Here is a 24027-nt window from a genome sequence, read left to right as displayed (position 1 = left end):
ACTAGGCTGAGCACATGACGGATATGGAGTACCGGCAGCTGGGCGACTCGGGGCTGACTGTGAGTGTCGTCGGACTGGGGTGCAACAACTTCGGCCGGCGCCTGGACGCGGACCGGACGGACGCGGTGGTGAACGCCGCGGTGGACGCCGGAATCACTCTGTTCGACACGGCGGACATCTACCGCGGCGAGCACGGGTTCAGCGAGGAGCTGCTCGGCAAGGCGCTCGGGTCGCGCCGCGACGAGGTCGTCATCGCGACCAAGTTCGGCGGCGACATGGGCGGCGTGAACGGCCCCGACTGGGGTGTCCGCGGCTCCCGCCGGTACATCCGCAAGGCGGTCGAGTCGAGCCTGCAGCGGCTCGGCACCGACTGGATCGACCTCTATCAGCTGCACTTCCCGGACCCGGTGACCCCGATCGGCGAAACCCTGGCGGCGCTGTCCGAGCTCGTTGCCGAGGGCAAGGTCCGGTACGTCGGCAGCTCCCAGTTCGCGGCCTGGCAGCTCGTCGACGCCGACTGGACCGCGCGGACCGACGGCCTGGAGCGGTTCATCAGCGCGCAGAACCGGTACTCGTTGCTCGATCGCGAGGTCGAGGACGAACTGGTGCCCGCCTGCGAGCACCTCGGCCTGGGCATCCTGCCGTTCTTCCCGCTCTCCTCGGGCCTGCTCACCGGTAAGTACAAGCGTGGCGAGGCCGCCCCGGACGGCACCCGCCTGGCGGCCCGGCCGGAGGCGCTGGCCAACGCCGACTTCGACAAGATCGAGGCCCTCGACACGTTCGCGGCCGAACGCGACCTGACCCTGATCGACGTCGCCATCGGCGGCCTCGCGGCACAGCCCGCGGTCGCGTCCGTGATCGCCGGCGCGACCAGCCCCGAGCAGATCGCCCAGAACGTCGCCGCCGGCACCTGGCAGCCGACAGTCGCCGACCTGGCCACCCTGGACGAACTCACGTGACGCTGATCCTGCTGCCGCCGTCCGAAGGCAAGACCGGACGGCTGCGTGGTCGCGCCGTCGACTTCTCCACCCTGTCGTTCCCCGAACTGAACCCGGTCCGCGAGCAGGTGCTCGAGACGCTGGCGAAGGTCTCCGCGTCGGCCGACGCGTTCGGCGTACTGGATGTCGGGGCCTCGCTCCAGCACGAGGTCGAGCGCAACACCCGCTGGCGCACCGAGCCGTCCGTACCGGTCTCCGAGCTGTACTCCGGTGTCCTGTACGACGCCCTCGGCTACTCGACGCTGTCCGCGGGCAGCAAGCGCCGCGCCGCGAACCGGCTGCTCGTCGTCTCCGCGGCCTGGGGCGCGCTCCGCCCGGCCGACCGCGTCCCGCCGTACCGGCTCTCGATGGGTACGACGCTGCCCGGGCACGGACCGCTGGCCTCGGTATGGCGCGAGCCGTTGAGCACCGCACTGGCCGGCGTCGACGGCGTGATCGTGGACTGCCGTTCGTCGACGTACGTCGCGGCGTGGCGCCCGAGCGGCGCGCAGGCGGACAAGTGGGTGTCGGTGAATGTGGTCCGCGAGCGGGCCGGAGTGCGGTCGGTGGTCTCGCACAACGCCAAGCACACGCGCGGCCTGGTCGCTCGGCATTTGCTTGAGTCAGGCAAGGATCCGGGAACGGCGAAATCCCTGCACAAGTTGGTGAGTGAGCGGTGGAACGCCGAACTGGACCGCGCGGCGGCCGGGTGGACCCTGACCGTCGTGGAACACGACTGACGTTCATCCGACTGTAACTGGTGAGCGGTTTTCTACAGTGCGTGATCGGGGAAGGCTGAGGGGCAGCAACGTCAGGGGGGATTCCGCCCTACCTCGGAGGCCTGACCGATGCCCCGCAAGATCACACGTTTTACACCCCTTGCCACCACAGTGGCAGCGGCTGCGACTGCCTTGGCCCTCGGCGCCGGACCGGCGCTGGCCGCCCCGCCGACCCCGCCGTCGGCGAGCACCGCAGCCACCGAACTGGCGAGCCTGACCGTGAAGACCGAAGGCACGACGACCGGCTACAGCCGGGACAAGTTCCCGCACTGGATCAACCAGTCGGGCAGCTGCGACACCCGCGAAGAGGTCCTGAAGCGCGACGGGACCGGCGTCAAGGTCGACAGCAGTTGCCAGCCGACCAGCGGCAGCTGGACGAGCGTGTACGACAACAAGACCTTCACCGACTCGTCGGACCTGGACATCGACCACATCGTGCCGCTGGCCGAGGCGTGGAAGTCCGGCGCCAACACCTGGACGCAGGCCAAGCGCCAGGAGTTCGCGAACAACCTGACGATCTCGCAGCTGATCGCGGTGTCGGCGTCCAGCAACCGCTCGAAGAGCGACAGGGATCCGTCGGAGTGGCAGCCGCCGAACGCCGCGGTGCACTGCATGTACGCGCGCTACTGGATCTGGGTGAAGTACACCTACAAGCTGTCGCTGCAGTCGGCGGAGAAGACGGCACTGCAGGACATGCTCGGCACCTGCTAGTCGGCGTACCGGGTCGCCATCGCGGCGGCCCGCTGGTGCAGGGCGGTGCGTAGCGACTGCGGGGCAACGGCTTCCGCACTCGTACCGAGCTGCCACAGCGCCCACTCGGCGTGCCAGGCGTCCTGGAACGTCACCTCGAGCCGCAGCCAGCCGTCCGTGTCAGGTTCTTCGGCACGGACGGCGACTGCCGCATTCAGCAGGTCCTCCCGACGCCTGGGGTGCACACGAACCTGGACGGTCAGATGGCCGTCGGCAAGGAACTGTCCGCGGCGTTCCGCCCAGATCCGGTCGAGGTCGACCTTGCCGGGTCGCTCGGCCGGCTCGGGCAGCTCCTCGGCGGCCAGGATTCGGGAGACCCGGTACGTGCGGTTCTCGCCGGCTCTCGTAGCGAGCAGGTAGATCTGGTCCCGCACGGTCACGAGGCCGATCGGGTCAACCGTTCGCCAGCGGGGTTCCTGGCCGGTGGCCGCGTAGTGGATGCGCAGTTTGTGTCCGGCCAGCACCGCCCGCCGTACGTCGATCGGCGTCTGCTCGGTGACTAGGCGGCGGGAGAGTAGGTCGGTCTCGGGTTCGACCAGGATCCGTTGGGCTGCTTCGTCGGCGGTCGCTCGGTGGTTCTCCGGGAGCGCGTCGACGACCTTGCGCATTGCGGCGGCGAGCGCGGATCCGCGTGCGGAACCGGCGATCAGCAGGGCGACGGCCTCGTCGTTGTTCAGCCCGTAGAGCTCGGTACGGAATCCCGGGAGCAGGGCGAATCCGCCGTGCCGGCCGCGTTCGGCGTACACCGGGACGCCGGCTGCCGACAGGGCCTCGATGTCGCGGAGGACGGTCCGCGTCGAGACCTCGAGTTCCTCGGCGAGGGTGTCCGCGGCCAGCCGGCCGCGCTGGCGGAGCAACAGGACCAGGGACACGAGCCGGTCGGCGCGCATCCCCGGAGGCTAACAAATACCTGACCAAGGATGTCGTGATTTCTTGGCAGGCTCCTCGGCACCTAACCCACAGGACAGGAATGGAGCTGATGTGGCCATCGAACGAACCGCGGTCAACCCGGTGAGCTGGTCGATCCCGATGGGATTCAACCAAGGCGAGCTCGTCTCCGGGCACACCCGGACCTTGTACTGCTCCGGACAGACCGCGATGGACAGCGAGGGCAAGCCCCAGCACGACGGGGACCTGCCGGCGCAACTCGCGCTGAGCCTCGACAACCTCGAGGCGGTGTTGAGGGACGCCGGGATGTCCCTCGCGAACCTGACCCGGCTGAACGTCTACACCACTGACGTCGACCTGCTGTTCCCGCACTACGGAGTACTGGCCGCACGGCTCGGGGCTGCCGGAGTGGCGCCGGCGACCACGATGCTCGGGGTCACCCGGTTGGCGATCCCAGGTCAGCTCGTCGAGCTCGAAGGGACCGCGGTGGCCTAGTCGCGCTCGTCCTCGAGGAGATGACGGCGCTGGGCGTGGATGCCGGCCTGGAAACGGGTCCGGGCGCCCAGCGTCTCCATCAGTTCGGCGACCCGCCGACCGACCGTCCGGCTGCTCAGTGCGAGCTGCCGGGCGATCGCGTCGTCCTTGAAGCCCGCGGCGAGCAATGTCATCAGCCGGGCGTCTGTCGGATCAGTCTTCGCTGACGGGACAACAGGAACCGCCTGATCCCACAGCAGCCAGAACATCTCGATGAGCGCATCGAGCAGCGCACACGGGTGTACGACGAGCGCGCTGTCGACCAGCTGGTCCACGGCCAGCGGAAGCAGCGCCATCTTCCGGTCGAACACGGCCAGCTTCATCGGCACCTGCGGATGCACCCGCGAGGTCTCGCCGGCGTCGGCCGCGCTGTACGCCTCGTCGACGCCGCCCGGGATGTCGAATGAGTCCGGCGAGTAGATGCCGTGCACAACGACCCCGTCGCCGAGCAGACCGCGCACCTTGCTGTCCGACTCGTCGGCCTGCGCGGCGTACGGCGGCCGGTCGAGCACCAGGAGCTGATGGTTCGTGCCGTTCAGCAGCTGGGCGAACCGGGCGGCGATGGCTTCCTGACCGACGATCACCTCGACCAGGTTCTCCGGCCGGTGCTGCTCCTGCGCACGCAGTTCCGACAGCAGCACGCGGGCCTCCGCGCGCACCCGGTCGAGCTCGGCCCGGCGTACGGCGACCAGCGCGTCGACCGCGACATCGGGACGGGTCGGGAGCAGTCGCACCGGGTCGTCGGAGGTGCTGGTGAGCAGACCGAGTTTCTCGAGCCGGCCGACGGTCGCGACGACGTCCTGCTCGTCCCGGCCGAGGTGCGTGGCGAGCTCGCGGATGTCGCAGCCGGGGATCGCGAGCAGCGCCCGGTACGCCTCCTCATCGGGCGGCTCCACCCCCACCGACTCCAGCATCCGATCAGGCTATCTCGTACACCGGACGGGTTCGACCTGTTTGGCGACTTCGCGCCATGTCCGGCATACGTCAGCGTTCAACCAGGTGCGGAGTGCGGTTCGGTGGGGTATGTCTGACGGTGCTGGGCGCGCGCGGACCGGACAGGGGACGCCCGGTCAAGCCTCAACGCGCGCGCCCGCCCTTCTCCTGACCCGCAGATAGCTGCGCCAGACGAACCGCTGCGCCATCAGGGTCAGCACCCCGGCCACGGTCATACCGGCCAGGTTGATCCCGAGTTGTGCCGCTGAGCCGCCGATCTGGTGCGGTGCCCAGAGCGCCAACGACAGCGCCAGGTCGCCCGCTGCCGGAACGGTAGTGACCGAGATGAAGACCCCGACCAACGCGTTGCCCCGTCCCGCTGTCTGGGACAGCACCCCGGCGCAGCCGGCGAGGACGGCGACGACGACGGACCACTTGTCCGGACGCCAGATGAACCCGGTCAGCGGTCGCGCGGCCGTCAGGTCGCCGGCGTCGACCCACCCCAACGCACGGGCCAGCAGCGCTGCGAGCGCGGTCAACAGGATCGCGAGCAGAAAGCCCTTGACCAGCAGCGACAGCGATCGCCGCGTCAGACCTGCCTTGCGCAGGAACAGGCCGACTGCCAGGGCAGCCACCACACCGAACTCCGGTCCGACCACCATGGCGCCGACCACCAGGATCGCGGAGTCGGTGATCACCGCGACCGAGGCGATCATCGTCGCCAGCGTGAGGAACGCGTAGTACACCCAGGACCCGCCGGCCTCGTTGTAGGCCTGGTCGACCACGGCGTCCCAGATGACCGCGTCGTCCGGCGCGCCCGGAGCGGCCTTCTCCGCGGCCTGGGCGTTCCGCGACGGGGCGGCGTCGACGATGGCGACGGCGACCGCGCCGTCGTCGTACAGCCCTTCGGACTTGAGCCAGCTGAGGATGTCCGACGTCGCCTCGCGGGTCACGTCGCATTCGATCACGTCCCCGGCGGGCCGATGGGCCGCGCCGGGCAGGCGGACGATGCTGGTGACCCGAGGGTCGGCGACCAGGGTGTCGAGGACATGCTCGCTGCCCACCGGCGGGACGATCAGACGGAGATGCATCACGGGCGACATGCTGCCAGCACCGAGGTCGGACGGTGCGATGCGACTCCCAACGCGCGTCAGAGCTTCTCAGCTGCCTCTCAGATGCGACGATGGTGTGACGCACCGACGTGAGGGAGCCACGATGAGTGAATCTGCTGCTGCCGCGCCGGACACCGGCGAGCGCCCCGAGCTGAAGCGGGTGATGGGGCCCGGACTGCTGCTGCTGTTCGTGGTCGGCGACATCCTCGGGACCGGCGTCTACGCGCTCACCGGGAAGGTCGCGGGGGAGGTCGGCGGGGCGGTCTGGCTGCCGTTCCTGTGTGCGTTCGTGGTCGCGATGCTGACCGCGACCAGTTACCTCGAGCTGGTCACGAAGTACCCGAAGGCCGGTGGTGCGGCGGTCTACACGCACAAGGCGTTCGGGATCCACTTCCTCACCTTCCTGCTGACGTTCGCGGTGATGTGCTCCGGTCTGACCTCGGCGTCCAGCGCGTCCAAGGCCTTCGCGGCGAACTTCTTCTCCGCGGCGCACATCGACCCCGACCGCGGCGCGCTGCTGATGATCACCGCGCTCGGCTTCATGACCCTGATCGCGCTGGTGAACCTGCGCGGCGTCGGCGAGAGCGTGAAGGCGAACGTCGTCCTCACCTGTGTCGAGCTGAGCGGTCTGCTGATCGTGATCGGGATCGGGGCCTGGGCACTGATCGGCGGCGACGGCGACACCTCGCGGCTGACCGAGTTCCACGTGCCGGAGGGCGAGTCGGCGTTCGGTGCGGTCACGGCCGCGACCGCGCTGGCGTTCTTCGCGATGGTCGGCTTCGAGGACTCGGTGAACATGGCCGAGGAGACCAAGGACCCGGTGCGGATCTTCCCGAAGATGATGCTGATCGGCCTGAGCATCACCGGCGTCATCTACGTGGCGGTCGCGATCTCCGCGGTCGCGCTGGTCTCGCCCGACGACCTGAACCAAGGCGCGACGCCACTGCTGAAGGTCGTCCAGGCCGGTGCGCCCGGGTTCCCGCTCGAGGTGTTCGCGTGGATCACGATGTTCGCGGTCGCCAACTCGGCGCTGATCAACATGCTGATGGCCAGCCGGCTGCTCTACGGGATGTCGCACGAGAAGGTGCTGCCCGGTCCGCTCGGCCGCGTGCTGCACAAGCGCCGGACGCCGTACATCGCGATCCTGTTCACCACGCTGCTCGCGTTCTTCCTGATCGGGTACGCCGACCTCGCGGCCCTCGGTGGTACGACGGCGTTCCTGCTGCTCTGTGTCTTCGCGATCGTGAACGTCGCGGTGCTGGTGCTGCGCCGGGACCCGGTCGAGCACAAGCACTTCCACGCCCCGACTGCGCTGCCGATCCTCGGTGTGGTGCTGTGCGTGTACCTGGCCAGCCCGTTGTCCGGGCGGGACTCGGCCGACTACAAGATCGCCGGCTGGCTGATGCTCGTCGGGGTGGGGCTGTGGGCGATCACGTGGCTGCTGAACAAGTACGTGTTCAAGCGGAGCGCCGACTTCGATCCGACGCACCTCGATCAGCAGGGCCCGGTGAACTGACCGGCCAGAACGCCGCGAACAGGACGGTCGCGAGGGCCAGCGCTCCGATGCCGACCGCGATCCAGCCGAGCGACGGGTAGCCCGCGCCGGCCTCGATCGCGACACCACCGATCCACGGCCCGACCGTGATGCCGACGTTGAACGCGGAGAAGTTGGTCGCGGTGGCCAGCGTGGACCGCTCGCCGGCCAGGCTGAACACGCGCGCGTTCAGCGCCGGGTTGGCCCCGAACCCACAGCCGCCGAGCAGCACGATCACACTGATCGCCACCACCGGGATGTTCGCGGTGAGCGCCAGGACGGCCGACAGGACGATCAGCCCGGCGATGCTGACGAACAGCGTGCGGAACGGCAGCGCGTCGGCGTACCGGCCGCCGAGCGTGATCCCGATGAAGGACCCGAGCCCGTAGAGCGCGAGTACGCCTGGCACCGCACCGACGGGCAGTCCGGTCGTCTGGATCAGCAGCGGAGCGAGGTAGCTGAACACCACCAGGATCGCCGCGGTCACCAGCGCGGTGGTGCCGAACGCGAGCCAGAGCCGCGCGTTGACCAGCGAGCGCAACTCGCGGACGAGGTCGGGAGTGGTCGACGGATCCGGCCGCGCGCCGGGCACGGTCGCGAGCACACCACCCATGGCGAGCAGGCACAGCGCCGCCACGGTCCAGAACGCCGACTGCCACCCCAGGTGCTGCCCGAGCACGGTGCCGAGCGGGAGCCCGACGATCGTCGCGATCGTCAGTCCGCCCGTGACGATGCTCATCGCCCGCGCGCGGCGGTCCGACCGGACCAGTCCCACCACCGTCACGGCCGCGACCGACCAGAACCCGGCGTACACGAAGGCCCCGACGATCCGGGTCGCCAGCAGTACGCCGTAGCTCGTGGTGAGGGCGCCCGCGACATGGGTCAGCGCGAAGATCGCGAGGAAGACGAGCAACGCCGTACGCCGGGACCAGGTGAGCGTGGCGACCGCGAGGACCGGTGCGCCGACCAGCATGCCGACCGCGAACGCCGAGATCAGCAGCCCGGCCTGGGGGATCGTGACGTGCAGGTCCGCGGCCAGCTCCGGGAGCAGTCCGGCGAGCATCAGCTCGGAAGTGCCCTGGGCGAAGATGCTCAGCCCCAGAACGTACACAGCGATCGGCATCGTTCCCCCTCACTCGACGAGTGCCACGCGCAGTATCTCAGAGATTACTTTCCGCTGTCGCCGCGCCTGTCACCGACTGAGACTTGGGGGAGTGCGGCATGGTGGAGATATGAGTTCGGGGATTCCGGCGAAGCGGTCGGGGCGGAGCGTGGACACCGCCAAGATCGGCAGTGGCCTGACGCTGCTCGTCGCCCTGGTCGGCCTGATGTGGCTGATCGAGATCATCGACACCGTGACCCACGGGGCCCTCGACCAGTACGGGATCATCTCGCGCGAGCCGCGCGGCCTGATCGGCATCCTGACCGCGCCGTTCCTGCACCTCGGGTTCGGCCACCTGATCTCGAACACGTTGCCGCTGGTGACGCTCGGCGCGCTGATCGCGGTGAGCGGCGCCTCCCGGCTGTTCGCGGTGACCGCGATCGTCGTGGTGATCGGCGGCTTCGGGACCTGGCTGATCTCACCGCCGAACACGATCACGATCGGCGCGAGCGGCCTGGTCTTCGGGTACGCGTCGTACCTGATCCTGCGCGGCCTGTTCAACCGGCGGCTCGGGCAGGTGCTGCTCGGCGTCGTGGTGGTGATGGTGTGGGGCAGCGCCCTGCTCGGCGGGCTGCTGCCGCAGGACGGGATCTCGTGGCAGGGTCACCTGTTCGGCGGCATCGCCGGCATCCTCGCCGCCTGGGTGCTGGCCGACGACCGGCAGCACCGCGTCAAGCAAACGCAGTAGGTCACATCAGCGTGCTCGGGTCGGTGTTCGCGCCGCAGACGACCACGACGACCCGCTCACCCGCCGCCGGCCGATAAGCCCCTGACAGCAACGCCGCGTACGCCGTCGCGCCGCCGTGCTCGGTCGCGAGGTGATGGTCGCGCCACAGCTCGGTGCGGGCGGCAACGATCGCCTCGTCGTCGACCAGCACCGACCGGACGCCGTACTGCTGAGCGGCCGCGAAGGCGAGTTCGCCGATCCGGCGGGCGCCCAGCGAGTCGGACGCCACGCCGCTCACCGCGGCGTCGGTGGGCACGCCGGCTTCGAGCGCGTGGTGCAGGGTCGGCGCGAGGGCCGGCTCCACGCTGACGACCTGGGCGTTGTCCCCGATCGCGGTCGCGATACCGGCGATCAGACCGCCGCCGCCGACTGCGACCAGCACGGTGTCGAACATCCCGGCCTGGTCGAGCAGCTCGAGACCGACGGTGCCCTGGCCCGCGACGATCTCCGGCTGGTCGTAGGCGTGCACGAGCAGCGCGTCGGTCTCGTCCCGCGCCGCGAGCGCTGCCTGGTACGCCTCGGCGTACTCGTTGCCGACCTGGACGATGGTCGCGTCCAGTGTGCGGAGCTTGTCGAGCTTCGCGGCGGGCGTGGTGACCGGGACGAAGATCCGCGCCGGTACGCCGAGTTCGCGGGCCGCGTAGGCCGCGGCGAGCCCGTGGTTGCCGCCTGACGCCGCGACAATGCCCTGCGCGGTCAGCTCCCCGCGTTCCTTCGCGCAGAGCAGCCGGTTGAAGGCGCCGCGCGGCTTGAACGATCCGGTGTGCTGGAGCAGTTCCAGCTTGAACGTAACTCCCGGCGCCACCTGGATCACCGGGGTACGTCGTACCCGCCCGGCGATCCGCGTCGCGGCCTGCCGCACGTCATCGAGGCTTACCGTCATGTCCCAACCCTGCCACGATGGGGAGCAAGCCGACGGACGGGAGGCCATGTGATGGCTGGAACGGGTGCGTACGACGACAGCTACCGGCGGAGCCTGGACGACCCGCACGGGTTCTGGCTGGAGGCGGCCGAGGGGATCTCCTGGAGCCGACCGCCGGCGCAGGCGCTGGACGCGACCGACGCCCCGATCTTCCACTGGTTCCCGGACGGCGTGCTGAACACGTCGTACAACGCTCTTGACCGGCACGTCGAGGCGGGCGACGGCGACCGGACCGCGCTGATCTACGACTCACCGGTCACCGGGACGGGCCGGAGCTACACCTACACGCAGCTCCGGGACGAGGTGGCGACCTTCGCCGGCGCGCTCGCGTCGCTCGGCGTCGGCAAGGGCGATCGGGTGATCGTCTACCTGCCGATGATCCCGGAAGCGGTCGTCGCGATGCTTGCCTGCGCCCGGCTCGGCGCGATCCACTCGGTGGTGTTCGGCGGCTTCGCGCCGCGCGAGCTCGCGGCCCGGATCGACGACGCGGAGCCGAAGGTGATCGTCGCCGCGTCCTGCGGGATCGAGCCGGCGCGGATCGTCGAGTACAAGCCGATCATCGACGAGGCGCTGACGATCGCGCGGCATCAGCCCGAGCACACGATCGTCCTGCAACGCGAGCAGGCCACGGCGCAGCTCGGCGAGCGCGACCTCGACTGGACCGCCTTGGTGGCGGACGCCGCGCCGGTCGAGCCGGTGCAGGTTGCCGCGACCGATCCGCTCTACATCCTCTACACCTCGGGTACGACGGGGAAGCCGAAGGGCGTCGTCCGCGACAACGGCGGCCACGCGGTCGCGCTCGCGTGGACCATGCGCAACGTGTACGACATCGGCCCGGGCGACGTGTGGTGGACAGCCTCGGACGTCGGCTGGGTCGTCGGCCACTCGTACATCGTCTACGCGCCGCTCCTGGTCGGCGCGACGACCGTGCTCTACGAGGGCAAGCCAGTCGGTACGCCGGACGCCGGAGCGTTCTGGCGGGTGATCTCCCAGCACGGCGTGAAGGCGTTGTTCACCGCGCCGACGGCGTTCCGGGCGATCAAGAAGGTCGATCCGGAGGCCGGCGAGCTGGCGAAGTACCCGATGGACAGCTTCCGGACGCTGTTCCTGGCGGGGGAGCGGCTCGACCCGGAGACGTACCACTGGGCGCACGAGCATCTCGGCGTACCGGTGGTGGACCACTGGTGGCAGACCGAGACCGGCTGGCCGATCGCGGCGAATCCACGCGGGCTGGAGCCGCTGCCGACCAAGCCGGGCTCTGCGACCGTGCCGATGCCGGGGTGGAACGTGCAGATCCTGGACGTGCACGGCAAGGAGCTGCAGCCGCACGAGGAGGGCGCGATCGCGATCAAGCTGCCGCTGCCGCCCGGCGCGCTGCCGACGTTGTGGGCCGACGACCAGCGCTACATCGACAGCTACCTGAAGGAGTACGACGGCTACTACCTGACCGGGGACGGCGGGTTCATCGACGACGACGGCTACATCTTCGTGATGGGCCGCACCGACGACGTGATCAACGTGGCCGGGCACCGGTTGTCGACCGGTTCGATCGAGGCCGTCGTCGCGTCGAACCCGGCGGTCGCAGAGTGTGCGGTGATCGGCGTTCACGACTCGTTGAAGGGGCAGCTGCCGCGCGCGTTCGTCGTACTGAAGGCCGGTGCGACGGTGTCCGAGGAGACGCTCCGGGAGGAACTGGTGGCCGCTGTACGGCGGGACATCGGGCCGGTCGCGGCCTTCCGGGACGTGTCGGTGGTGGATGCGTTGCCGAAGACACGCTCGGGGAAGATCCTGCGCCGGACGATGCGCGGGATCGCCGACGGCCGAGACGAACCCGTTCCGTCGACGATCGAGGACTCCGCCGTACTGGACGCCCTACGCCCGGTCCTGCGCGGCGCTCAGGAAGGCTAGCGCCGCGGGGCTCGCCAGCGAGCGGAACTCGTGGAAGTAGGCGTGCCGGGCGCCCGCGATCACTTCGGCGCGGGCGCCCGGGATGCGCTCGGCGAGCAACTGGGCGTTCGCGACCGGGCTGAAGATGTCGTCACCACCGTGCAGGACGAGTGTCGGCGCGGTGATGCTCGGCAGCCCGTCCCACGCGTCGTGTCGATTGCTCGCGACCAGATGCCGACCCTTCGCGTACGCCGGCATGCTCGCGTCACCGAGGACGTAGTACGGGCCGAGGTTCTGGGCGAGCCAGGCGGGTGTGTACATGAGCTCGAGGAGAACCCGGTCGGTCTTGGCCGGGTCCGCGAGCGCTCTGCGGATCTCCTGGCTGCGTTCGTACCCGTGCGCCGCGCCCGGTGAGGTGCAGCCAAGGATCAGCGCACCAAGCCGCTCCGGATGGTTGATCGCCAGCCACTGCGCGACCCGCCCGCCCATCGACGTGCCGTAGACGTGCGCGCGGTCCAGCCCGAGTTCGTCGAGGACCGCGACGACGTCGTCCGCGAAGCCGGCGGTGGTGTAGACCTCGTCCGGTCTGCCGCTGTCCCCGGTACCTCGCCAGTCGAGCGTGATCGTTCGGTACGCCGTGGTGAAGTCCGGACGAATCGGGTCCCACCAGGTGTGGTTGTTCGACTGACCGGCGAGCAGCAGGAGTGGTTGCCCTTCGCCCCGAACTTGGTAGGCGATCCTGGTCCCGTCCGCCGCTGTCGCATGTGGCACGGGGAGCAGTCTGCCTGATTGGGCGCGGAGTTATGGTGCAGGTATGCGAGTCGTGATTGCTGGTGGACACGGACAGATCGCGTTGCGGCTGACCAAGCTGCTGAGCGCCGACGGGCACGAGGTGGTCGGGCTGGTGCGCAACCCGGACCACGAGGCCGACGTCGCGGCCGCCGGCGGGCAGGCCGCCGTTCTGGACCTGGAGCAGGTGGACGCCGACGCGGTGGCCGCGGTTCTCGCCGGTGCGGACGTCGCGATCTTCGCGGCCGGTGCCGGCCCGGGCAGCGGGAAGGCGCGGAAGGACACGGTCGACCGTGGCGCGGCCGCGCTGTTCGCCGAGGCCGCCGAGCAGACCGGCGTACGGCGGCACATCCAGGTCGGCTCGATGGGGGCGGACCGGGCCGACTCGCTCACCGACGACGAGACGTTCACGATCTACCTGAAGGCCAAGTGGGCCGCCGAGGAGGACCTGCGGGCCCGCGACCTGGACTGGACCGTCCTGCGGCCCGGCAGCCTCACCGACGACCCCGGGACCGGCACGGTGTACCTCGCCGACAAGACCGGCAACGGGCGGATCACCCGCGACGACGTCGCCCTGGTGCTGGCCGGCCTCTGCGACACCCCGGCCGCGATCGGCCGGACCCTCGAACTCGTCGCCGGTGACACTCCGGTGACCGAAGCTCTCAACAACCTCTGAGACATCCCCCTTAAGTTGCCACAAGCAACAGAATGTGACGGATAGCGAATCATGGCTGACACCCTCCGCCAAGTGACCTTCGAGCGCCTGGCCAACAGCAGCTACGAGGTACGGAACGCCCGTGGCGGCAGCATCCGGATCGGTTCCGGCGGCGCGGACACCGACTTCACCCCGGTCGAACTGCTGCTGGCCGCGATCGGCACCTGCTCGGCGATCGACGTCGACATCGTCGTCAGTCGCCGCGCCGAGCCGTCCGAGTTCAGCGCCGTGGTGCGTGGCGACAAGGTCCGGGACGCCGAGGAAGGCAACCGGATGGAGAACCTCGCGGTCGAGTTCACCGTGCGCTTCCCGGAGGGTGAGGACGGCGACAAGGCCCGCGAGGCGCTACCGCGCGCGGTGAAGATGTCCCACGACCGCCTCTGCACGGTCAGCCGGACGGTCGAGCTAGGCACCCCAGTCACCACCACCGTCAACGACGACTGACCCCTTAGGGGTGCAGGAACTCGCTCGCTGGGCGGAGGCGGGTGGTGAGGAGGGCTTGGGTTTCTCGGGTGTCCAGGCGGATATCCGATGCGGTGCCCGGTGTAGACGGAAGCGAGTCTGGGTCCAGGCCGTCGCGGGTCGCGATCAGCCGGCCCAACTCGTGGCGACTGAGCGCCTCTGGACCCGCCACGTGGACGGGACCATTGACGTCGCTCGTGAGAAGTTCGAGCAGCGCGGAAGACAGGTCCGTGACGTGGATCGGGCAGCGGATGTTCCCGGTGTAGAACGCTCCCGGCTCGCCGCGCGCCAAGCGACGTACCCGCTGCTCCTCCTCCGACGCACCGTCCGACCCGATGATGAGCGAGGTCCGCGCGATCACCGCGCCGGGGCGCAGCGCACGGATCGCCGTCTCGGCGGCTGCCTTCGCGGCCCCGTACGGCGTAATCGGGCACGGCAACTCCTTCTCGGCGTACGGCGTCGCCCGCGGACCGAACACCACGTCCGTCGACACGAACACGAGTCGCGCACCGCCCGCCTCGAGCGCGACGTTCACCGCGCCCATCGCCGTCGTCGCCCAGTCGTCCTGCCGATAAGCAGCGTGGATGATCCCGTCCGGACGTTCCGAGCGCAGCACCTCGCGCACCGCGTCCCGCCGCCGGATGTCCAACTGCACCCCACCCGCGACAACCTCCGAGTGGTACGTCGGAACGATGTCGTGTCCGCCCTGCCGCAGCAGTTCACGTCCGAGCAGTCCGGCCGCTCCAGTAACCAGTAGCCTCACCCGAGAACCCTATGGCGTTCCAGCCGCCACCCCGCGGTGCGCGTGGCGCGCTTCACCTCCGCCACCGTCCGTACCTTCCGCGGCGACATCCACGACTGCGACGGCTTGTGAAACATCCACCCGGCCCCGATCGTCAACGCCGCATGCTCCACCAGACCCTCCAGGTTCCGCCACACAAAGACAGTCCCCGGTACGTCGTCCCGCCCGCCGCGCTCAGTGTGCTCAGCGAGCCACGCCTCGAACGGCTCCCGCACCATCCACACCGACTCGGCCCCCTCGACGCCACACCCGGCCATCACCGTCCCGAAACAGTTCGGCCCACTCCCGTCCGCGAACGTGCCCGCCAGCTCTCGCACCCGCGGAAACCCGGCCGGCCATTCGACCACCTCCGCGTGCCGACTCGGCCCCATGTCGACGCTCACGATCTGCGGAAGGATCAGCTCCGGCTGCCGCAGCAACGACTTCCACCACACGAACCGATGCCCGTCTGCCTGCTGCCGAACCTCCGGGCCCACAACACCGGACCACCGTCGCACCGTCGGCACCGATCCGCGCCCATGGTTCACCTGCGCCCTGACCAGCCCTGCCCGCGTCGCCTTCGGCAGGCCCATGAAGTCGGTCTCGTTCAGCCAGACGGTCCGCGCGGCTGAGCCGTCGATCGCGTAGATCCAGTAGGTGTCGCGGTCCTCGCGCGTCGGCTCGCGCTCGTCGTCGGTCGGCAGCTTCCAGGCGGCAGCCTGCTTCTTCGTGACGAAGAACGGCTGCTCGTCCGGTGCCAGCCAATGCACCCAGTTCTCGAGCAGGTCAGGGGAGACGTCGATGCCCAGGACGGTCAGCATCGGGCAACGCTCTCATCTCAGGCCTGATCGGTCACCGGCTTTTGCGGACCGCGGTACCGCTGCGTCTGCGAGTAGACGAGGTTGGTCGTCGTACTGCCGAAGTCGGTGAGTTCGTTGACGAGCTCCTCCAGGTGCGGCATCGACGCGGCGGCGACCTTCAGCGTGTAGCAGTCGTCGCCGGTCGTCCGCAGGCACTCGAGGATCTCGCGCCGTTCGGCGAGCAGCCGGTGCAGCGGCTCGTGCTTGTTGCCCGGGTACTTCAGCCGGACGACAGCCAGCACCGGGTAGCCGACCTTGGTCAGGTCGATCTCGGCGCGGTACCCGGTGATCACCCCGATCGACTCCAGGCGCCGCACCCGCTCGGTGGTGGCCGATGCGCTCAGGTTGACCCGCTTGCCGAGCTGCGTGAGCGACAGCCGGGCGTCGTCCTGGAGCTCGCTCAGGATGGCCCAGTCGGTCGCATCGAGAGTCTCGGTCATATTGCCAATCTACCGGTGATTCCCCGGCGCAAGGCGGCGTACGCCGGGAGGAATCTCTTCAACGGCCGGTGTTCGCCTGGATAGCCTGAAGCCATGGAACTTGGGGTGAACGTGCCGAACTTCGGCCCGGGGACGAACCCGGCGCGGCTGCGGGACTGGGCGCGCGTCGTGGAGGGACTCGGGTACGACCTGCTGATGGTGTCGGACCATGTGGTGATCACACCGGACGTCGCGGAGCAGTACCCGGCGCCGTTCTACGAGCCGTTCACGACGCTCAGCTGGCTGGCCGGCATCACCGAGCGGGTCCGGCTCGGAACCACGGTGCTGATCGCGCCGTACCGGCATCCGTTGCTGGTGGCACGGATGGCGGCGAACCTCGATCAGCTCAGCGGCGGCCGGCTGGTCCTCGGCGTCGGTGCCGGCTGGGCGCGGCAGGAGTTCGAGGCGCTCGGTCAGGATCACGCGCGGCGCGGGCGGCAGACGGACGAGGTACTCGCCGCCCTGCGGTCCGCCTGGGCAGACACCGCGGACTACGGCGACGTGACGATCCCGATCTGGGTCGGCGGAAGCAGCGCGGCGGCACTGCGCCGGACGGTCCGGTACGGCGATGCGTGGCACCCGCTGCGGCAGACTGTCACCCAGATGAGCGACGGGCTCGACCGGTTGCGGACGCTCGCGACCGAGCAGGACCGGCCGGTACCGGGGTTCGCGCCACGGATCCTGCTCCGGCTGACCGACGAACCGCTGCCCGAACAGGATCGCGCAGCGGGCGAGGGGTCGGTCGACCAGGTGATCGGGGATCTCGACGTACTGCGGAAGCTCGGGGCGCGGAGCGTCGTACTCGATCCGTTCGTGGGCGACCCCAGTGAGACCGAACGACCCGAGGTGGCTTGGCAGGCGCTGGCGACGATCGCCGCGCATCGAGGACTGGAGACGACGTGACACCTGAGGCTGAAGGATTCCTCCGCCGCGCGATCGCGCTGGCTGCCGAGGCTCGCGCCGGCGGCAACCCGCCGTTCGGCTCACTGCTGGTGGGGCCGGACGGGACAGTGTTGATCGAGGACCACAACACGACGGTGACCGAAGGCAACATCAGCTTCCACCCGGAGCTGAAGCTCGCCGTGTGGGCCGCTCAGCAACTGTCGCCCGAGGTCGCGGCCGCCACGACCATGTACACGAGCTGCCAGCCGTGCGAGATGTGCACGGGCGCGCTGGCGAGGTCGGGGCTCGGCAAAATCGTCTTCGCCCTGTCCGGCGAGCAGCTCGACGGCCTCAAGACCGGCGGTCACTTCGCCGCCGTACCGCTGGAAGGACCGGCCCTGTACGACGAGGCTCGGGTGCCGGTGGACGGGTACTACAACTGATGAGCGGGGTCCCTGCGAAGGGACCCCGCGCTCGTCAGCGAACCGGCGTCAGGCAGAGCGTGTACTTCGTGGAGCCCTGCTGGTACACGTACGACGCTTCCGCGTCGTCACCGCACTGGCTGTCGTCGGTGGAGTCGTCGATCTTGTCGACGATCTTGTACTCGGCGTCCGACGACGTGCAGTCGACGACCTTCACGTCCGGGTCCGACGAGGTGCCGTTGTTCACGACACACGCGCCGATCTGCGCCTTGGCCTCGGTCGAGTTCAGGTTCCCGATGATGAGCAGCGCGATGAACGCGAACGGCAGCAGCAGCATCAGGATCGCCGGGCGCTTGAACAGCGGCTTGCCCGGATCCATCGGCCGGCCCGGACCTTGCTGCGGCTCGGGGAGGCGCTTGAACTTCTGCATCGGGCCGATGTTCATCAGCATCGTGATCGGGTTGATGATCGACGACCCGATACCCCACCAGCCCTGCCACAGGCTCTTCGACGTCATGTCCCGGACCGACGCCATCCCACAGGTGCGGCAGAACGGGCCCTGCAGCTTCAGGAACCGCATGATGATGATCAGACCCTGGTGGCCGCGGACGGTCGCCTCGACGGCCGGGTAGCCACCACAGAACCGGCAGACCATCTGGCCCTGCGGCGCGAACGCCTGCTGACCGTGCGGCTGACCCTGCTGGCCATGATCCTGCTGGCCCGGGAACGTCGCCCCGTGCTGGTACTGGCCCTGGGCCTGCTGACCCGCGTACTGCGGAGCCTGCTGGTACTGGTCCTGCGGACCGGGACCCTGCTGGTAGGACTGCTGACCCGGCTGCTGACCGTACTGCTGGTCGTACTGCTGGCCGGGGTGCTGCTCACCGTAGGGCTGCTGGTACGGCTGACCGCCGTACTGCTGGTCCTGTTGCTGGCCGGGCTGCTGCGAGTACTGCGGGAACTGCTGCTCGTTGGGCGGACCGTAGCCGGCCGGCTGACCGTTGTACGGGTTCTGCGGCGGCTGGGGAGGGGATGTGGTCACGGATATTTCCTGAGGCTTGGTCGGGACGCTGAACCATCGCACCTTACTCACCCCGGTGGTCCATTCAGCCGTAGCGGTCTGTCAATTCCCGGCCAAGACGCGCCAGCTCCGCCTGTACCGACGGCGGATCGACCACCTCGATCGACCCACCCCACCCGGCCAGGTGCTGCGCGATCATCAGCGGCGTCGGCGCGGTCACCTCGAGCCGGACCCGGTCGCCCTCGGTCGCGACGACCTCGCAGTTGCGGCCGAGCCGGTCCTGCATCACCCAGACGAATCGTTGCTCCATCAGCACTGTTGCCGTCAGCCCCGATCGCCGCTCCTCCATCTCCTCGACGATCTCGGCCCACGCCGATGACAGATCGAAGCCGTCCGGTCGCTCGAAGGAATCACCGGTCTTTTCGGCCTCGACGACCCGGTCGACCCGGAACGTGCGCCGCCCGCTCGTGGTCCAGGCGATCAGGTACCAGACGTCGTCCTTGTCCACGAGCCCGAGCGGATCGACGACGCGTTCCGACGTACCGCGTCCGCGGCCCGAGTAGACCAATCGGACCCGTTCCCGGCGTACGACGGCGTCCTGCAGGCGACGTACCAGCTCGGGCCGTTCCTTCACGTGCTCGCCCCAGCGGGCCGGATCGATCACCACCGCTTCGGCCGCGGCCTCGGCGTCCTCGCGGAACGTGCCAGGCAGCGCGCGGACGAGCTTGCGCAGCGCGGCTTTCGCCTCGGGCGCGATGGCCGCGGCGGGACCGACGAGCAGGAACAGCGCCTGAGCCTCCGTCGCTGTCAGGCCTGTGAGATCGGTGCGTGCGCCGCCGATGAGTTGCCAGCCACCGTTGCGGCCGGGCTGTGGATAGACCGGGATGCCGGCTGTGGACAACGCCTCGAGATCGCGGCGCGCGGTGGCGACCGAGATCTCCAGCTCCGCCGCGACCTCGGCCGCGGTCACCCGCCCGCGGGCCTGCATCAGCAACAGCACCGCTACCAGTCGATCAGCCCGCATACCTCGATCGTTCCAGACAAAGCGCTCACGGCGTGCGCACTTATTTCTGCGCTACCCTCGGTTCCGGACGGGACCCTTCCGGAATGGTGAACCATGGCGTACGACGTGAGCCCGACCGCGCGGACCCTGATGGTCCTGGAGTTGATCCAGAACAATCCCGGGATCACCGCGGACAAACTGGGCGACAAACTCGGCGTCTCCGAACGCGCCGCCCGCCGGTACGTCGCGATCCTGCGCGAGGCCGACATCCCGATCGAGTCCGTCCGCGGACCGTACGGCGGCTACCGGGTCGGGCGCGGGTTGCGGTTGCCACCGCTGATGTTCAGCACGACGGAGGCGCTCGGGCTGGTGATGGCTGTCCTCGAGGGACCGCGTGGCGCGGCTGATCCGGTAGAGAACGCGCTCGGGAAGATCATCCGAGTGCTGCCGGAGCCGATCGCACGGTCCACGAACGCGATCCGGCGGGTCAGCGCGCGTGGTCCCGATCCGGGCGCGCGGACACCCGATCCGGAGATCACCGCGTCGCTTGTCTCGTACAGCACCGCCTACCGGCGCGTCACGATCCACTACCGCCGGCACCAACACGAGTTTCCGATGGACGTCGACCCGTGGGCGGTCGTCGTACGGCGCGGTCGCTGGTACTTGCTGTGTTGGTCGCACACGAAGGACTCGCAACGGGTGCTCCGCGTCGACAGGGTCACGAAGGTCGAACCGCAGGAGACCGAGTTCACCCCACCCGCGGACCTCGAGCCGCTGGCGGCTGTCGAGGAGCACCTCGCGATGGGCTGGAAGTACCCGATCGAGGTCGAGATCGACGCACCCCACACCGACGTGGCCTGCTGGATCGCCCGCAGCATGGGCCGGCTCGAAGCGATCGACGACACCCACACCCGCCTGATCGCCAGCACCGACGAACCCGACTGGTACGCCGCCCAACTCACCGCCATCCACGCCACCTACCGAATCCTCGCCAGCCCCGAACTCCAACAAGCCTCCCGAGCCCTGGCCGAACGCCTCCTCGCCGCCAGCAACCTGACGTGACTCTCACGTGGGGTAGCGGCGATCGCGTCGCCCTGCTCGTCCACGGGATGCTCGGCGCCGCCACGCAGTACCACCAGCTCGGCCCCGAGCTCGCAGCGCGCGGTTATCGCGTGCTCGCCGTCGACCTCCCGGGCCACGGCGAGGCGCCGGCGCTCCCGAACGCCACGATGGACGACTTCGTCAACAGCGTCCTCGGAACCACTGACGTGGACCTCGCCATCGGTCACTCGCTCGGCGCGATCGTCCTCTGGAACGCGCTCCCGCAGTTGCGCCCGAAACGAGCCGTGTACGTCGACGTACCCCTCACGGCCGGCGGCGCGCCACCTGCCGAACTCCGTCAGCACTACGAGGCGGCTCGCGGCACCAGGACCGAAGCGCAGCTCCGTGCAACACGCCCCGATTGGTCGGCGGAGGACTGCCGGGTCGAAGCGGACGCTGCGGCGCGGTTCGACATCGACACGGCGGTCGCGCTGGAACGCTCATACGTCGGCGAGGACGCGGTGGCGCCGACGATTCCGTCGCTGGTGATCCGGGCCGACCCGAGTCGGTACGTCTCGGACGGGCGTGCTCGGGAGTTGGCAGAGATGGGATTCTGTGTGCGCTCGGTCGCGGGTGCTGGGCACTGTGTTTGGTACGGGCGTATGGACGACTTCATGGGGGTGTTGGGCGAGTGGCTGGACTGAGCGACGTCGAGTTTGCGGGGGAGATCTGGTACTGGCGGGGGCCGGCGCCGTGGTACTTCATCACGGTGCCCGAGGAGGAGTGTGCGTACTTCGAGGCCGAGTCGAGCTTCGTCACGTACGGGTGGGGGATGATCCCGGTGACGGCCGAGATCGGCGGGAGTGTGTGGGAGACCTCGATGTTCCCGAAGGACGGCCGATACCTCCTGCCGGTGAAGGCCGCCGTACGGCGGGCCGAGGAGCTCGACGACGGTGATGTACCGACCGTTCGTCTGCGGTTGCGCGCGTGAACCGAGAGCTGGTCTGACGGAAACTGTCGGCGGGCGGGTCTAGCGTTCCGGGTACCTGTTGGGGGACCGAAGGAGCTGAGATGTCCACGCTGTCCGATCGACCGAACGCGGCCCTGTTGGTGGTCGACGTCCAAACCGGTGTCGTCGCGGAGGCCCACGAGCGCGACAAGGTCGTCGCGAACATCGGCACCCTGGTCGGCAAGGCGCGCGCCGGGGGAGTGCCCGTGGTCTGGGTCCAGCACTCGTCAGAGAACCTTGTGAAGGACAGCGCCGAGTGGCAGTTCGTCCCGGAGCTCTCGAGAGACGAGTCAGAGACGCTCGTGCACAAGACATACCCCGACTCCTTCGAAGACACCGATCTCGAAGACGTCCTTGCGACCGGCGGCATCGGCCACCTGATCGTGAGCGGCGCGCAGACCGACGAGTGCATCCGCTCCACCATCCACGGCGCCCTGGTCCGCGGGTACGACGTCACGCTGGTCGGTGACGCCCACACCACCGAAGACCTCAGCGAGTGGGGCGCTCCGACGCCCGACAAGGTCATCGCGCACACCAACCTCTACTGGGAGAACCACCGCGCCCCCGGCCGCACCGCCAGCGTCCAGACCACCGACGAGGTCACCTTCTGACCACGTCCAACACCTGAGTCAAAGCCCGGACCCGCAGTACGTCGACCCCGTCGTGCACCCCGCTGCGGTCCACGAGCACGGCCTCGATCCCGACCGCCAACGCACCCCGAACGTCGTTCTCCAGCGAGTCCCCGACCATCACGACCTCGTCCGCCTCGAGGCCGAGCCGCTGAAGCGCATGCCGGAACGCTCGTGGATCCGGCTTGCCCATCGGGAGCGTGTCGCCGGTGATCACATCGTCGATCTCGCCCGCCAACCCCAAGCGGTCGAGCTTGAACCGCTGGTGATCTCCGTCCCCGTTCGTGAGCACGACCACGCCCAACCCGGCCGCACGCGCGGCCCGCAACCCCGGCACCGCGTCCGCGAAGACCGTCCAGCCTGCCTCGTAGCGGCGTACGTAACCGGCGAACATCTTGTCGGCGTCTGCATCGCTCACGTCCACACCGAGGAACTCCCGTACCCGGAGTCGGCGCTGCTCGGGGAAGGTGAGCTCGCGGCGCTGATATCGCCGGTAGTGCTTGTCGGACACCACAGCCCAGTCCGCGGCGACAGTTGGTCCGACGACGGCGTACTCCGCGGCCCACTCGACGACCGCGGCGGCTGCTGCTGACTGCTGGTCGACGAGTGTCCCGTCGAGGTCGAACAGGATGGTGTTCAGCACGCCAGCCACGTTTCGAGGGTCAGGAGGATCGCTCGGAGGTCGGGGCCGGTATGGTTGACGTGGGCCTGGGCGCGGGCCTTCTCGGTGGCGTTGACCCCGACCGCCAGGCCGACCTCGGCGAACAGCGGAAGATCCGAGCGACTGTCACCCACTGCGGCGCAGTGAGACAACGGCAGCCCGCGCGCCCCTGCGAACTCCCGGGCGAAATCGCGCTTGCGGTACTCGTCGCTGCCAGTCAGCGAGATCCCGGTGTAAACACCGTCGCGGACTTCGAGCGTCGGCCCCGACGCCTCCACGAACCCGAAGCGGTCGCACAGGAACGCACCGACCGGCCGCCACGCCAGCGTCGCGAGCGCCGGTACGACGTCATGCTCGGCACACCACTCGACGACCTCCGCGATCCCGTCCACGAGCGGAAGGTCCTCGAGCCACTCGCGGATCTGCGTCTCAGTCGCCCCGGCCCACCCGCGCGCGTCGAGCTCCTCGACGTACCGCGCCGAGACCAGACCCGCCTCCCTCGCCGCCTCGGCCTCGGCGACTACCTGCCGGCTGCCGAGATACCCAGCCAGGTGAATCGCCGACGAGGTCCCCGGCACCAACGTCCCATCCACATCAAAGAACGCAACAGTCCGCACCCCCGCGATCCTAGGCGCCCAGAAGCCTCGCCCGGCGGGCTCGTCGAACTGGTGTGGAACGACAACCCCGCCGGACGTGTAACGGCTGCCGCGGTTGCTGCCCGACGACGTGCTACCCCCGACCGCCGGCCGCGGCAACCGGTGCACACAGGCCGGTTGCCGTGGCCCCCGCAACCGCGCGACTGGAAGAACCTCACCGTCGAGTCCCAACACGACGACCAGTACTTGATGCCCACGCTCTACCGCACCGGCCTCCGCCTGCGCCGCGGCCTCGTCGGCGACGGCACACTCATATCGGCCGCCTCCCGAGCGACGCGACCGCGTGGATCCGCTGACCTGACGCATCAGCTGAGGACCGTTGTCAAAACAAAAGATGTGCAAGGTGCACACCCAAACAACAAGCTGGGCGGGTACCCCCCCGGCGCCGGGGGGTGTTTAGCACGCACTACCTAGA

The 24027-nt window shown here is 69.2% G+C and carries 28 protein-coding genes; 15 read left to right on the top strand and 13 right to left on the bottom strand.

Going from position 1 to position 24027, the window contains the following annotated elements; translation table 11 throughout:
• Positions 1-14 precede the first annotated feature (14 nt).
• From ACWGID_RS28920 to ACWGID_RS28910, 3 genes are all read left to right on the top strand, one after another.
• Entirely contained in the window at positions 15-959 is a 945-nt protein-coding gene (locus ACWGID_RS28920) for an aldo/keto reductase (protein ID WP_452201780.1), read from the top strand.
• Positions 956-1717, top strand: coding sequence for a YaaA family protein (locus ACWGID_RS28915; protein ID WP_452201778.1), 762 nt, complete (start codon positions 956-958; stop codon positions 1715-1717). Before ACWGID_RS28920 ends, ACWGID_RS28915 begins: the two co-directional genes overlap by 4 nt.
• A gap of 108 nt (positions 1718-1825) precedes the next feature.
• Positions 1826-2467: an HNH endonuclease family protein gene (locus ACWGID_RS28910; protein ID WP_452201776.1), complete on the top strand. Its 642-nt coding sequence runs from the start codon at positions 1826-1828 to the stop codon at positions 2465-2467.
• On the opposite strand, the gene ACWGID_RS28905 is transcribed toward ACWGID_RS28910, so the two are convergent.
• Positions 2464-3396 carry a helix-turn-helix transcriptional regulator gene (locus ACWGID_RS28905; protein WP_452201774.1) on the bottom strand — a complete coding sequence of 311 codons (933 nt, stop codon included), beginning with the start codon at positions 3394-3396 and terminating at the stop codon, positions 2464-2466. The two genes, ACWGID_RS28910 and ACWGID_RS28905, sit on opposite strands and share 4 nt — an antisense overlap.
• Positions 3397-3493: 97 nt before the next feature.
• Between ACWGID_RS28905 and ACWGID_RS28900 the strand changes: the two genes are divergently transcribed.
• Complete coding sequence (locus tag ACWGID_RS28900; RefSeq protein WP_452201891.1) at positions 3494-3889, top strand: RidA family protein; 396 nt, start codon at positions 3494-3496, stop codon at positions 3887-3889.
• Here ACWGID_RS28900 and ACWGID_RS28895 read toward each other — a convergent pair.
• A complete protein-coding gene (locus ACWGID_RS28895; RefSeq protein ID WP_452201772.1) occupies positions 3886-4842 on the bottom strand; it encodes a transcriptional regulator TrmB in 957 nt (318 codons plus the stop codon). The genes ACWGID_RS28900 and ACWGID_RS28895 overlap by 4 nt on opposite strands.
• Positions 4843-4998: 156 nt before the next feature.
• Positions 4999-5952 (bottom strand): DUF389 domain-containing protein, encoded by a 954-nt coding sequence (locus ACWGID_RS28890; protein ID WP_452201890.1) that lies wholly within the window; start codon positions 5950-5952, stop codon positions 4999-5001.
• A 124-nt stretch (positions 5953-6076) separates the two neighbouring features.
• Here ACWGID_RS28890 and ACWGID_RS28885 point away from each other — a divergent pair, with 124 nt between their 5' ends.
• Positions 6077-7489 (top strand): APC family permease, encoded by a 1413-nt coding sequence (locus ACWGID_RS28885; protein WP_452201770.1) that lies wholly within the window; start codon positions 6077-6079, stop codon positions 7487-7489.
• On the opposite strand, the gene ACWGID_RS28880 is transcribed toward ACWGID_RS28885, so the two are convergent.
• The gene (locus tag ACWGID_RS28880) at positions 7431-8630 is read right to left on the bottom strand and encodes a Cmx/CmrA family chloramphenicol efflux MFS transporter (RefSeq protein WP_452201768.1); all 1200 of its coding nucleotides are present in this window, start codon (positions 8628-8630) and stop codon (positions 7431-7433) included. The two genes, ACWGID_RS28885 and ACWGID_RS28880, sit on opposite strands and share 59 nt — an antisense overlap.
• Before the next feature lie 109 nt (positions 8631-8739).
• Here ACWGID_RS28880 and ACWGID_RS28875 point away from each other — a divergent pair, with 109 nt between their 5' ends.
• On the top strand, positions 8740-9357 hold the full coding sequence (locus ACWGID_RS28875) for a rhomboid family intramembrane serine protease (RefSeq protein WP_452201766.1): 618 nt from the start codon (positions 8740-8742) through the stop codon (positions 9355-9357).
• 1 nt (position 9358) lies between these two features.
• Here the strand turns inward: ACWGID_RS28875 and ACWGID_RS28870 are convergent, their stop codons facing one another.
• Entirely contained in the window at positions 9359-10279 is a 921-nt protein-coding gene (locus tag ACWGID_RS28870; protein ID WP_452201764.1) for a threonine/serine dehydratase, read from the bottom strand.
• 51 nt (positions 10280-10330) lie between these two features.
• Here ACWGID_RS28870 and ACWGID_RS28865 point away from each other — a divergent pair, with 51 nt between their 5' ends.
• Positions 10331-12226 carry a propionyl-CoA synthetase gene (locus tag ACWGID_RS28865; protein ID WP_452201763.1) on the top strand — a complete coding sequence of 632 codons (1896 nt, stop codon included), beginning with the start codon at positions 10331-10333 and terminating at the stop codon, positions 12224-12226.
• On the opposite strand, the gene ACWGID_RS28860 is transcribed toward ACWGID_RS28865, so the two are convergent.
• Positions 12191-12976 carry an alpha/beta fold hydrolase gene (locus tag ACWGID_RS28860; RefSeq protein WP_452201761.1) on the bottom strand — a complete coding sequence of 262 codons (786 nt, stop codon included), beginning with the start codon at positions 12974-12976 and terminating at the stop codon, positions 12191-12193. The two genes, ACWGID_RS28865 and ACWGID_RS28860, sit on opposite strands and share 36 nt — an antisense overlap.
• 43 nt (positions 12977-13019) lie before the next feature.
• On the opposite strand from ACWGID_RS28860, the gene ACWGID_RS28855 reads away from it, so the two are divergent.
• Both ACWGID_RS28855 and ACWGID_RS28850 read left to right on the top strand, forming a co-directional pair.
• Positions 13020-13670 (top strand): NAD(P)H-binding protein, encoded by a 651-nt coding sequence (locus ACWGID_RS28855; RefSeq protein WP_452201759.1) that lies wholly within the window; start codon positions 13020-13022, stop codon positions 13668-13670.
• Between the two features lie 72 nt (positions 13671-13742).
• Positions 13743-14153, top strand: coding sequence for an OsmC family protein (locus tag ACWGID_RS28850; RefSeq protein ID WP_452201757.1), 411 nt, complete (start codon positions 13743-13745; stop codon positions 14151-14153).
• Between the two features lie 4 nt (positions 14154-14157).
• On the opposite strand, the gene ACWGID_RS28845 is transcribed toward ACWGID_RS28850, so the two are convergent.
• The 3 genes from ACWGID_RS28845 to ACWGID_RS28835 are packed head-to-tail and all read right to left on the bottom strand — an operon-like array spanning position 14158 to position 16252.
• Positions 14158-14934, bottom strand: coding sequence for an SDR family oxidoreductase (locus ACWGID_RS28845; protein WP_452201755.1), 777 nt, complete (start codon positions 14932-14934; stop codon positions 14158-14160).
• Entirely contained in the window at positions 14931-15773 is an 843-nt protein-coding gene (locus ACWGID_RS28840; RefSeq protein WP_452201753.1) for a hypothetical protein, read from the bottom strand. Before ACWGID_RS28840 ends, ACWGID_RS28845 begins: the two co-directional genes overlap by 4 nt.
• A 17-nt stretch (positions 15774-15790) precedes the next feature.
• Positions 15791-16252, bottom strand: a complete 462-nt coding sequence (locus ACWGID_RS28835) for an Lrp/AsnC family transcriptional regulator (protein WP_452201751.1) — start codon at positions 16250-16252, stop codon at positions 15791-15793.
• 93 nt (positions 16253-16345) lie between these two features.
• Here ACWGID_RS28835 and ACWGID_RS28830 point away from each other — a divergent pair, with 93 nt between their 5' ends.
• The gene (locus ACWGID_RS28830; RefSeq protein WP_452201749.1) at positions 16346-17194 is read left to right on the top strand and encodes an LLM class flavin-dependent oxidoreductase; all 849 of its coding nucleotides are present in this window, start codon (positions 16346-16348) and stop codon (positions 17192-17194) included.
• Positions 17191-17616, top strand: a complete 426-nt coding sequence (locus ACWGID_RS28825; RefSeq protein WP_452201747.1) for a nucleoside deaminase — start codon at positions 17191-17193, stop codon at positions 17614-17616. Before ACWGID_RS28830 ends, ACWGID_RS28825 begins: the two co-directional genes overlap by 4 nt.
• A gap of 34 nt (positions 17617-17650) precedes the next feature.
• On the opposite strand, the gene ACWGID_RS28820 is transcribed toward ACWGID_RS28825, so the two are convergent.
• Complete coding sequence (locus ACWGID_RS28820; protein WP_452201746.1) at positions 17651-18634, bottom strand: LppU/SCO3897 family protein; 984 nt, start codon at positions 18632-18634, stop codon at positions 17651-17653.
• Positions 18635-18698: 64 nt separating this feature from the next.
• Positions 18699-19637: a helix-turn-helix transcriptional regulator gene (locus tag ACWGID_RS28815; protein WP_452201744.1), complete on the bottom strand. Its 939-nt coding sequence runs from the start codon at positions 19635-19637 to the stop codon at positions 18699-18701.
• Positions 19638-19730: 93 nt separating this feature from the next.
• Here ACWGID_RS28815 and ACWGID_RS28810 point away from each other — a divergent pair, with 93 nt between their 5' ends.
• The 4 genes from ACWGID_RS28810 to ACWGID_RS28795 all read left to right on the top strand — a co-directional run bounded on the left by ACWGID_RS28810 (position 19731) and on the right by ACWGID_RS28795 (position 22277).
• On the top strand, positions 19731-20678 hold the full coding sequence (locus ACWGID_RS28810) for a helix-turn-helix transcriptional regulator (protein WP_452201742.1): 948 nt from the start codon (positions 19731-19733) through the stop codon (positions 20676-20678).
• Positions 20675-21361, top strand: a complete 687-nt coding sequence (locus tag ACWGID_RS28805) for an alpha/beta fold hydrolase (protein ID WP_452201740.1) — start codon at positions 20675-20677, stop codon at positions 21359-21361. The genes ACWGID_RS28810 and ACWGID_RS28805 overlap by 4 nt, the downstream gene beginning before the upstream one ends.
• Complete coding sequence (locus ACWGID_RS28800; protein WP_452201738.1) at positions 21349-21648, top strand: DUF1905 domain-containing protein; 300 nt, start codon at positions 21349-21351, stop codon at positions 21646-21648. Before ACWGID_RS28805 ends, ACWGID_RS28800 begins: the two co-directional genes overlap by 13 nt.
• A gap of 80 nt (positions 21649-21728) precedes the next feature.
• Positions 21729-22277, top strand: a complete 549-nt coding sequence (locus ACWGID_RS28795) for an isochorismatase family protein (protein WP_452201736.1) — start codon at positions 21729-21731, stop codon at positions 22275-22277.
• Here ACWGID_RS28795 and ACWGID_RS28790 read toward each other — a convergent pair.
• Both ACWGID_RS28790 and ACWGID_RS28785 read right to left on the bottom strand, forming a co-directional pair.
• Positions 22267-22947: an HAD family hydrolase gene (locus ACWGID_RS28790; RefSeq protein WP_452201734.1), complete on the bottom strand. Its 681-nt coding sequence runs from the start codon at positions 22945-22947 to the stop codon at positions 22267-22269. The two genes, ACWGID_RS28795 and ACWGID_RS28790, sit on opposite strands and share 11 nt — an antisense overlap.
• Positions 22932-23573, bottom strand: coding sequence for an HAD family hydrolase (locus tag ACWGID_RS28785; RefSeq protein WP_452201733.1), 642 nt, complete (start codon positions 23571-23573; stop codon positions 22932-22934). Before ACWGID_RS28785 ends, ACWGID_RS28790 begins: the two co-directional genes overlap by 16 nt.
• Between the last annotated feature and the right edge of the window lie 454 nt (positions 23574-24027).

Source organism: Kribbella sp. NPDC054772, assembly GCF_053611945.1.
This window is presented reverse-complemented; position numbering and strand designations above follow the sequence as displayed.